The sequence below is a fragment of the Bradyrhizobium sp. Kon69 genome (assembly GCF_055807515.1).
The window spans coordinates 1-240 of sequence record NZ_JBVVOS010000553.1; the positions used below are offsets into that span (position 1 = coordinate 1).

The 240-nt window shown below is 62.5% G+C and carries 1 protein-coding gene; it reads right to left on the minus strand.

The window, feature by feature from the left end; all coding sequences use genetic code 11:
- Window positions 1–240: LysR substrate-binding domain-containing protein (locus AC0L3U_RS40130; RefSeq protein WP_473365230.1), on the minus strand; the 240-nt coding region annotated here is incomplete at both ends.

Genomic DNA, 240 nt, shown 5'->3' on the forward strand with positions numbered 1-240 from the left:
GATCACATCACTTTCCAGTTGCCGTGAAAACATCGTCGGCGGCGCAAGGGCCACGCCCACGCCTTGCAGCGCTGCTTCCATCATCGCCAATGACGAATCGAACACGATGCTGCGCGGCACCAGGGTGTCCGCCGGCAGTCCGGCGGACTGGAACCACAGGCTCCATTCATCGGCGCGGTACGAACGCAGCAACGTGTGTTTCAACAGGTCGGCCGGCGTGTGCAACTGCTCGGCAAGGTG